Source organism: Bacteroides sp. An19, assembly GCF_002160215.1.
Taxonomy (GTDB): Bacteria; Bacteroidota; Bacteroidia; order Bacteroidales; family Bacteroidaceae; genus Phocaeicola; species Phocaeicola intestinalis.
The window spans coordinates 1-9,522 of the sequence record NZ_NFKD01000095.1; the positions used below are offsets into that span (position 1 = coordinate 1).

Annotated in this window: 6 protein-coding genes and 1 pseudogene; 5 read left to right on the forward strand and 2 right to left on the reverse strand. The window is 47.2% G+C overall.

Features of this window, described 5'->3' with window-relative positions:
- Both B5F25_RS19845 and B5F25_RS19850 read left to right on the forward strand, forming a co-directional pair.
- Positions 1-186: pseudogene (locus B5F25_RS19845) on the forward strand (group II intron reverse transcriptase/maturase); the annotation flags it as partial.
- A gap of 615 nt (positions 187-801) precedes the next feature.
- Entirely contained in the window at positions 802-1,557 is a 756-nt protein-coding gene (locus tag B5F25_RS19850; RefSeq protein ID WP_022038743.1) for an EFR1 family ferrodoxin, read from the forward strand.
- Here the strand turns inward: B5F25_RS19850 and B5F25_RS19855 are convergent.
- Together B5F25_RS19855 and B5F25_RS19860 are read right to left on the reverse strand one after the other, a co-directional pair.
- The gene (locus B5F25_RS19855; protein WP_087251605.1) at positions 1,541-2,809 is read right to left on the reverse strand and encodes a PAS domain-containing sensor histidine kinase; all 1,269 of its coding nucleotides are present in this window, start codon (positions 2,807-2,809) and stop codon (positions 1,541-1,543) included. The genes B5F25_RS19850 and B5F25_RS19855 overlap by 17 nt on opposite strands.
- A complete protein-coding gene (locus B5F25_RS19860) occupies positions 2,806-4,173 on the reverse strand; it encodes a sigma-54 dependent transcriptional regulator (protein WP_087251606.1) in 1,368 nt (455 codons plus the stop codon). The genes B5F25_RS19855 and B5F25_RS19860 overlap by 4 nt, the downstream gene beginning before the upstream one ends.
- 226 nt (positions 4,174-4,399) lie before the next feature.
- Between B5F25_RS19860 and B5F25_RS19865 the strand changes: the two genes are divergently transcribed.
- The 3 genes from B5F25_RS19865 (at position 4,400) to B5F25_RS19875 (ending at position 9,465) form a co-directional block, all read left to right on the forward strand.
- The gene (locus B5F25_RS19865) at positions 4,400-5,818 is read left to right on the forward strand and encodes a TolC family protein (protein WP_239465844.1); all 1,419 of its coding nucleotides are present in this window, start codon (positions 4,400-4,402) and stop codon (positions 5,816-5,818) included.
- A gap of 53 nt (positions 5,819-5,871) precedes the next feature.
- On the forward strand, positions 5,872-7,122 hold the full coding sequence (locus B5F25_RS19870; protein WP_087251608.1) for an HlyD family efflux transporter periplasmic adaptor subunit: 1,251 nt from the start codon (positions 5,872-5,874) through the stop codon (positions 7,120-7,122).
- A gap of 114 nt (positions 7,123-7,236) precedes the next feature.
- A complete protein-coding gene (locus B5F25_RS19875; RefSeq protein WP_087251609.1) occupies positions 7,237-9,465 on the forward strand; it encodes an ABC transporter permease in 2,229 nt (742 codons plus the stop codon).
- Positions 9,466-9,522 lie beyond the last annotated feature (57 nt).

Genomic DNA, 9,522 nt, shown 5'->3' on the forward strand with positions numbered 1-9,522 from the left:
AAGGTGGCAAACCTCATTAAATGTGGTATTGGAAAATACAAGGCATGTGAATGGGGTAACACTCGCAAAGGTTATTGGCGTATTGCTGATAGTCCTATATTGAAGGTGGCGATAAATAAGGACAGCCTGCGAAAGGCAGGATATCCTACCTTAATGGGCTCGTATCTCGAATGGTACCCAAAATAGGAACCGCCGTATGCCGAACGGCACGTACGGTGGTGTGAGAGGTCGGTGAACATGAAAATAGGAGATAAACACCTATGATTAATGTTTACCTCCTACTCGATTGGACATAGAGGCACAGAGACGCTGAGAAATAAATAGAGACGAAGTTCTGGATGTATTAATATGTAGTAGAGGCGTCACAATGTGACGTTTTTACTGGAATAGATTAAATCGTACCTCGTAAATCGAATAATAGTAAATAAATAATGGATTTATTTGGCAGACTCAGATAAAAGCATTATATTTGTCATACAAAAATGGAGCCGTACTTGCAGAATCGGGAAACTCATCAAATAATATGAAATACCGAGACTACGCTTCATCCTCCAATGGCGGGCCACGCCTTCGGGTAGCATTTATGCCGGTGGATTACAAAGGAGGTGGGCACTCAAATCCTGTCTATCGGAGTTTCGTCACGCCTCGGGTACGGCTCTTCTTTTTTAGGAAAACGAAGAATCTTGTTAGTCACTGTAAACAAACAGGCAAGGTTCTTCGTTTTTTTGTTTATATCATGCCGCTCGCTGTATGGATTGTGTGGCATTTCGCAAGAAGTATAATTGTCAATTATTAATTGTTATGTTGCTTTATTTTTCAGGAACGGGCAATTCCCGTTGGGTTGCAAACTTATTAGGAAAGTTATTGGATGAACGTGTTTATGCTCTGTTGGATATATGGGGTGACGAACTGTTATTGGATTTAGAGGAAGAGGAGGCATTAGGATTTGTTTTTCCTGTGTATGCATGGGGACCTCCCGCACTGGTAAGTGGTTTCCTTTCGAAGGTGCGCGCCAATAAAATTCCTTCTTATGTGTATTTTGTCTGTACTTGTGGCGATGATACGGGTAAGACTGCCGATATTTTCGCACGTGCCGTGCAGGAGAAAGGTTGGACCAGCCCTGCTGGTTTTTCGGTGATTATGCCTGAAACGTATGTCTGTTTGCCGGGATTTGACGTAGACCCTAAAGATAAAGAACAGAAGAAACTTCGTGAGGCAGTGGGCAGGATAGAAGATATAGCCCGCTATGTTGCCGCGCGTGCGGATAAGGTAGATTGTAAGGAAGGCAGGTTTCCATGGATCAAGTCTTATTTGATTCGTCCTTTGTTCAATCGGTTCATGACTTCTGCCAAAAGTTTTCATGTGACAGATGCTTGCATATCATGTGGAAAATGTGTTACAGCCTGCCCCTTACACAATGTTCGGTTAGAAAAAAAACATCCGGTGTGGGGACAGAATTGTGCGATGTGTCTTTCCTGTTATCACCATTGTCCCAAGCATGCCATCGAGTACGGCCGTATGACAAAACATAAAGGGCAGTTTACATTGGAAAGGTAAGTGTAAATTCACTGCCTTTGTCAGGTTCCGAAGTAACGGCTATCTGGCCCCGATGTAATACGATGATTTGTTTGCACAATGCCAGCCCGATGCCAGAACCTCCCGGTTTGGTGGTAAAGAAAGGGACGAAGATGCGTTCTGTTACTTCGGGAAGCATACCTTCTCCATTGTCGGAAATGATGAACTTCCATTTTTCATCGTCTATGTGTGCATATATGTTGATGTGTGCTGACGGGTTGTCGCAGCAAGCCTCCTGCGCATTTTTGATAAGGTTGATGAATACTTGTTCCATTTGTCCGCGGTCGGCTTTCCAAGGTGTTTCGCAATCAGGGCAATGGAATGTGATGCGCGTGTCGGCAAACAGTTGTTTCAAGTCTTCAAAGAAATCATTTACCCGGATATTGTTTTTTACCGGCGGAGCGATTTTGGTCAGTTTCCGGTAGTTTTCTACAAATTCCAGTAAGCCTTTACTTCTTCGTTGGATAATTTGCAGTCCTTGTTGCATCAGGGTGTCTGTCGAGGTGGGTGAGTATGTCTGGCAGCGTTCGTTCAAGGTGTCAGCCAGTGAGATTATGGGAGTGATGGAGTTCATGATTTCATGGGTCAATACCCGGATAAGTTTTTGCCAGGCTTCCATTTCGGTATGTTCCAGTGCTGTATGTATATTCTTCAGGCTTACCAGCCAGTAGGCTTTTCCTTTCAGTTGGATGTGAGTGGCAGATACCGAAAGCTCTGTCGGTACAACAGAATGGGGCAGTTGGACCACGGCTTGTCTGCTACGGATAGCCGAAAGTATTTCTTGGGGTAGTTTGTTACGGTTGCCCAACAGTTGCTGTGCCGGTTTATTCATCCATTCAATTCTTCCGTCCGAATGGCAGACGATGACCGCTGTATCTACCTGGTTCAACAGATTTTCGTAGTACAGATGTTTGGTCTCTTCTTCGTTCAGGTGTGTGCGGATATTCTTAAGGGCGGTCGACATATCGGTTGCCAGTTGTTGCATCGTAGGATTGTTGAACGGTGCACACATCAGTTGAGACAAGTCATTGTTTTTCATACATTCTACAATCCGTTGCATCATGCGGATTTGTCGGTTTTGTGTTCGGTAGAGACTGATGCATATACCGGTGAGCAGAACTATACAGGCTGTGGCGCAGAACCACAGGTGCTGTGTTACAGCAAATGCGCCAGCTATGGCAAATAGGGTAATGCTGCCTACGTGTACGGCTAAAGAATAAGTATAGTTTTTCATAATCCGAGTTTTTCCAGTTTCCGGTAAAGGGTGAAGCGGGTAATGCCCAACAGTTCTGCCGCACGGCTCATATTTCCGCAGCTGGTTTTCAATGCTTGTTCGATGGCTTTGCGCTCCAGCTTTTCCAGATTCAGTTCCTGTATGTTTTCGTTATCGTTTCCTGCCGTAGTATGTGGAAAGAAGAAGTCATTGGGGCGTAACAGGTTGTTCTCGCTGAGGATGACAGCCCGTTCCAGTGTATGTTGCAGTTCGCGTACATTGCCGGGCCAATTGTATTTCAATAACTTGTTTTTGGCTTCCCGGGTCAGTCCCTTGGCTTCTTTGTGGTACTTCCGGTTGTATTTGGTTAGGAAGTGTTCTGCCAGCAGCAAGATGTCTTCTCCTCTTTCCCGCAAGGGAGGGATGCGCAGCTCGATGGTGTTGATGCGGTAAAGCAGGTCTTGGCGGAAACTGCCTTCTGTTACCCTTTTGTGCAGGTCGGCATTGGTGGCGCAAATCAACCGTACATCTATCTGAATGGGTTCGATGGCACCCAGCCGTGTGATGCGTTTCTTTTCGATGGCGGTCAACAGCCGTGCCTGCATGGGGAGTGACAGATTACCGATTTCGTCCAAAAAGAGTGTGCCTCCCGAAGCTATCTCCATCCGCCCGGGTTTAGATTTCCGTGCATCGGTAAATGCACCTTTTTCGTAACCGAAGAGTTCGCTTTCGAACAGTTGTTCGGGGATGCTTCCTAAGTCAATAGTGACGAATGCTGCCTCTTGCCGGGGGGAAAAGTGTTTCAGCATTCGTGCTACCAGGTCTTTGCCCGTACCGTTTTCACCCAATATCAGGATGTTGGCATCGGTATCCGAGAGCTTGAAAATGGTTTCTTTTACCTTTTGCATGGCTGGTGAATTTCCGATTAGTTCCGGCAAATCATCATTTCCTTTCAGGGCAAGCACCTGTTCTTGCAACCTGCCTACTTCTTTGCGTGACTGGCTGAGTTTGAGAGCGGAAGAAAGCGTGGCAAGCAGCTTTTCCTTTTCCCATGGCTTTGAAATGAAATCGGTGGCTCCTGCCTTGATGGCTCTTACTGCTTTGTCGGTATCGGCATAGGCTGTCATAAAGACTACCACCGCTTGCGGGTCTATGCGCAAAATCTGTTCCAGGCAGTCGAATCCTTCTTGTCCGCTGATGGCATCGCGGCGGAAGTTCATATCCAGCAAGATAACATCCGGTTGGAAAGTGGTCATGAAATGCCCGATGCGTGCTGGCTGGGTGGTTACCTTTATTTTTTCTGTATAAGGTTCCAGGAGCAGGTTCAGTGCGAACAGCACGTCTTCGTTGTCATCGATAATCAGTATTTTACCTTTGGGTTCCATAGTCTTTAGTTTGCTTCTCTGCAAAGATACGCATTTTCAGCTTGTGCTGTATGTGCGCTTTCGCACAAAATATGTGTGCTTCCGCACAGGGCTTGCCGAGGTGATGATTGGTAAATTTGTTGATAGATAGATGCTTATGCTTGTGGCATGGATTTTGATTGTTATTTTCAGAATCATTTTGTGCAGTAATATGAAACGATTGATAGGAATATTTTGCTTGTTGGTTATGGGATGGACAGGAGCAGAAGCCGAGCGTTTAAGTCTGGACGATGCTATCCGGATGGCGCAGGCACATTCGCCGGAAGCGCAGGCGGCGCAGCATACTTATCGTGCTGCCTATTGGAGCTACCGTTCTTTCCGTGCCAATTATTTGCCGGAAGTCAGTCTTACTTCTACACCTTACCTCAACCGGCAAATCAACCGTGTGACCCAACCTGATGGTACGGAACAGTTTCTTCGGCAAAATCAGTTGAGCACAGATGTAAGCCTGTCGGTCAGTCAGAATATATGGTTTACGGGAGGTAATTTGTTTTTGCAGACGTCGGCACAGCGTATGGATGAATTCAGTGACCATACCGAAGCATACAATACTCAGCCTGTCACTATTGGTTATCAGCAGTCGCTTTTCGGATACAATTCACTGAAGTGGGACCGTCGTATCGAACCGGTACGTTTCCGTGAAGCCAGAAAGTCGTACGCCGAAACGCTGGAGCTGATAGCTTCGAGGGCTTGCGAATTGTTTTTCGACCTTGCCACGGCACAGGCCAATCTGGATATCGCCCGTGCCAATTATGCTTCGGCAGACACACTTTACCGTTATGCACGCGGACGGTATAATATAGGTAATATTACCGAAAACGAGATGTTACAGCTGGAAGTGAACAAGTTGACCGAAGAGACTAATATGATGCAGGCTAGTATTGAAGTGGAAGATGCGATGTTGACTTTTCGCTCTTTTTTAGGTATCCGGGAAGACGAGCCGATAGAAGTATTCCCGGCAGATAGCGTGACGGCTTTCGAAGTACCACTTGACCAAGCCTTGGAAAAAGCTTTTGCCCATAGTCCCGACATCGAAATGTATCAGCGGCTGAAGTTGGAAAGCCGTAGCCGGTTGGCTTCTGCCCGTGCCAACCGCGGATTGAAAGCCGACCTGTATGTGCAATTCGGGCTTTCGCAGACAGCAGATAATTTGCGGGCGTCTTATCGTAATCCACTTGACCAGCAATATGTCAGTCTGTCGGTAGTGATTCCTATTCTTGACTGGGGACGTGGCAAAGGTCAGGTACGGGTAGCGAAATCGAATATCGAGCTGGTTGATACGCAAGTAGAGCAGGGATTGACCGATTTTGAACTGAACGTGCGGAAAATGGTGAGGCAGTTCAACCTGCAGGCGCGGCAGGTACAAGTGGCGGCACGTACCGATGAAACGGCACGCAGGCGTTACGAAGTGGCTCTTCGCTTGTATCTGATGGGAAAGTCTACCATCCTCGACCTGAATGCAGCGACCACCGAAAAAGATACGGCACGCCGCAATCACATTGAGGCATTGAAAACCTATTGGACGCTTTATTATGGTTTGCGCAGCATGACGCAATACGATTTCGAACGCAATTGTCCGCTTGCGGATAATTTGCCTGAAATATAGAAAATCTGTGGTAAGAACCCGACTATCTTAACTGTTAATTATTAACTAAAGAAATGGATATAAAACTGGAAAAGAAACCTTGGTACGTGCGCTACCGTTACCGCATAGCGGCTGGTATTGCTTTGACGGCAGGATTGGTTTATGTAGCGGTGCTTGCCTCCGGTCCGCGCAAGTTGCGGATAGATACCGAATCGGTGCAACTGGCGGAAGTGAAAGACGATGAGTTTTTGGAGTACGTCGATGTGGAAGGCGTGGTGCATCCCATCCTTACCCTGATGGTCAATACCCGCGAGGCGGGTAATGTAGACCGTATCGTAGCGGAAGAAGGAAGTCTGCTGAGGCGCGGCGATACCATCCTGACACTGGTCAACCCCGACTTGATACGCGATATCGAAGACCAACGGGATGAATGGGAAAAGCAACGCATCTCTTACGAAGAGAAGGCGTTGGAGATGGAGCAGAAGACCTTGACACTGAAGCAACAGGCACTGGAGGCAAGTTATGAGTTGAACAAAATCAGTAAAAGCTATGCCTTGGAAGAAGAAGAGTACAAGATGGGTATCCGCAGCAAGGCGCAACTGGAGGTGTCGGCAGATGAATACCGGTATAAGACCGAGTCGACCCGCTTGAAGCTGCAAAGCCTGCAAAGCGATTCGGCGATGACGGTTATCCGCAAGGAACTGCTCCGCAACGACCGTGAGCGGGAGCGGAAGAAATGGGAGCGTTCGTTACAGCGGAGGGATAACCTTGTAGTATGTGCGCCTGCCGATGGGCAGTTGAGTTTTGTGAAGGTCACGCCCGGACAGCAGGTGAGTTCGGGTGAGAATATCGCCGAAGTGAAGGTAATGGACCAGTTCAAGATACGCACGGCATTAAGCGAGTATTACATCGACCGTGTCACCACCGGTCTGCCCGCTTCGGTCACTTATCAAGGTAAACGTTATCCGCTTCGGGTAACCAAGGTGGTGCCCGAGGTGAAAGAGCGTACCTTCGATGTGGATTTGGTATTTACCGGGGAGATGCCCGACAATGTGCGCCTTGGGAAGAGCTACCGGGTGCAAATCGAGCTGGGGCTACCCGAAAAGGCAATCGTGATTCCGCGTGGCAATTTCTACCAGCAGACGGGAGGCAACTGGATATTCAAGCTGAACGCCGACCGCACCAAGGCGGTGAAGGTGCCCATCACCATCAGTAGGCAGAATCCTCGCCAATATGAAATAACTGAAGGTTTGCAGCCCAGAGATTGGGTTATTACCACAGGATATGATAACTTTGGCGATGCGGAAGAATTAATACTGAGATGATGATTTCACCACAGATAACACAGATTAAAAAATTAATTATTCATCATGAACTATACAGATAATAATTTATCTAATCTGTGTAATCTGTGGTGAAAAAAACAAACGAAATAGCTTATGATAACACTTTATTATTTGAAAATGTCGGTACGCTTTTTGACGCGTGCCCGTTCGTACACGATAATTAACTTGTTGGGACTGGCGTTCAGCCTGGCTTGCAGCATCATCTTGCTGCGCTACATCCACCGCGAACTTACGGTGGACGCTAATTGTATTCATCCGGAAACGGTGGTGCTGCCGCTGGCAGACGTTTATAGCAATTGGTGTCCCAGTACCAGAATGTATATGGACTCGGTTTATCTTGCCGATGAACAGGTGATAGAGCGTTGTCTGGTTGTTCCTAATGAGCGTACGAATATTTTGTATGAGAACCGCACTTACAATGCCGATATATTGGCAGTAGATTCTACTTTCTTCCGTTTCTTCGCTTATCCGGTTGCTACGATGCAGGGAGATCATGTAGCTATCCTTACCCGCAAGTTTGCAGAACAACTGTTCGGACGGGAGAATCCTCTTGGGAAAGTGTTGGTTTATGATGGCATATCTGTAGTCGTGCAAGGAGTGGTGGATAGCCCTTCCAATAAAACTGTTTGGCGATTCGATGTGTTGGTTTCCCGTGGTTTGCAGGATTGGAACCGGATGAATATCGAAATGGTCCGTGTATTGCCGGGCATTGATTTGGATGCAATAAACAAAGTGAGTGGTGTTTATCGCGATACGAAATATTCCGGTCCTATGCGTTACCGGTTTATTCCTTGGAAACAGTTTTATTTCGACCCTTCCATTATTGCGGAAAAATCATTGATGAACCACGGCGACAGGTCTTACTTGCTGATTTTATCAGGAGTGATAGTCTTGTTGTTGGCGGTAGGCATCCTGAATTTTATCAACCTCTATATGGTGATGCTGATGAAGCGTTCACGCGAATATGGCATCAAGAAGGTGTTGGGACTGGGGCGTTCTTCACTATTTGTGGAAATCTGGCTGGAAAACTTCGTGCTGGTCTTTGCCTCGCTCTTCGTGGCATGGGTGCTGATAGAGGTTACGGCGGTTCCGGTAGAGCGTTTGTTGGGCGAGCAGATTGGTTATACACCGTTCGACGGCTGGTTGTCGTTAGGCATTCTGATAGTCTTGCCTTTGCTCACTTCGGTTTATCCTTATATCAAGTATGGTTATCGTTCGCCTGTCATTTCCATGCGTAATGTGTCGGTACGTTATTCCGTTGCTTCACGTGCGGTGTTGCTGGGTGTCCAGTATGTCTTTACGGTGGTACTTGTGGTCTTGTCGGTCTATTTCAGCCGTCATTTCGATTTCCTTATCAATACGCCTCCGGGTTTCCGTACGGAAAGGATATTAGAAGCTGATTTGCAGAAAGAAAACTGGAATAATAGATATACGGACGAGCAGAGGAAAACACGTAACGAACGTATCGAAAGGATTCGGAAAGCATTGGACGAATGTCCGTATATTGATTCGTGGATATGCAGTTCGTTCGATGAAATCACTTCCGAAATTCAAGTGAACTTTTTTAACGAAAAGGATAAAAAGGTATCGGTGAAGGCATTGTTTGTTCCTGTCGCCTTTTTTGAATTTTACGGATTGAAGGTACTCGATGGCACTTTGCCGGATGAGATACATGACGTAACCCATAGCGAGATAGCATTGAACGAGGAAGCCATGAAACTATTCGGCTATGCCGATAGGGAAGAAGCGTTTATCAGGGCTGAAGCTCCTATTTGGGTGTTTTTTGGAGCTGATGGCAGTGTAAAGAAAGGTGGGTTGGAACTGATGCCCGTCGTTGCGGTAATAGCCGATTGCTATTTCGGTAAGTTGACCGGTGGTGTACAGCCCATTGTTTATGTCATAAGTGGAGGATACGAACGTGGCAAGATTTCCATCGCCGTGCAGCCGGGCAAGGAAAAAGAGCTGCTTGCCTACCTGCGCCGCACGGTGAAGGAAATTTATGGGACTGAAGAGTTCGACCATGCCTGGCTGGCGGATGTGGTGGAAGAGCAGTATGCCCACGACCGCAAGATAGCTACGGTCTATTCGGTATTCGCCTTTATCGCCATCGTGGTGTCGTGCATGGGGCTGTTCGGTATTTCGCTTTTTGATATCCGCAGGCGATATCGAGAAATTGCTATCCGCAAGGTAAACGGTGCAACTCTGCGTGACCTTTATTGGCTGCTGGGTGGCAGATACTTGAAAGTTTTGCTGGTATCGTTTGCCCACCGTCAAGTTAGAAGTGCAACTCCTCCACCGCCTTCCTCCGTCCTTGGAGCGTAGCGGAAAGGGCGGAGGAAGGCGGTGGAAGCCGGGCTTCGGGTCATCCGGCAATACAAA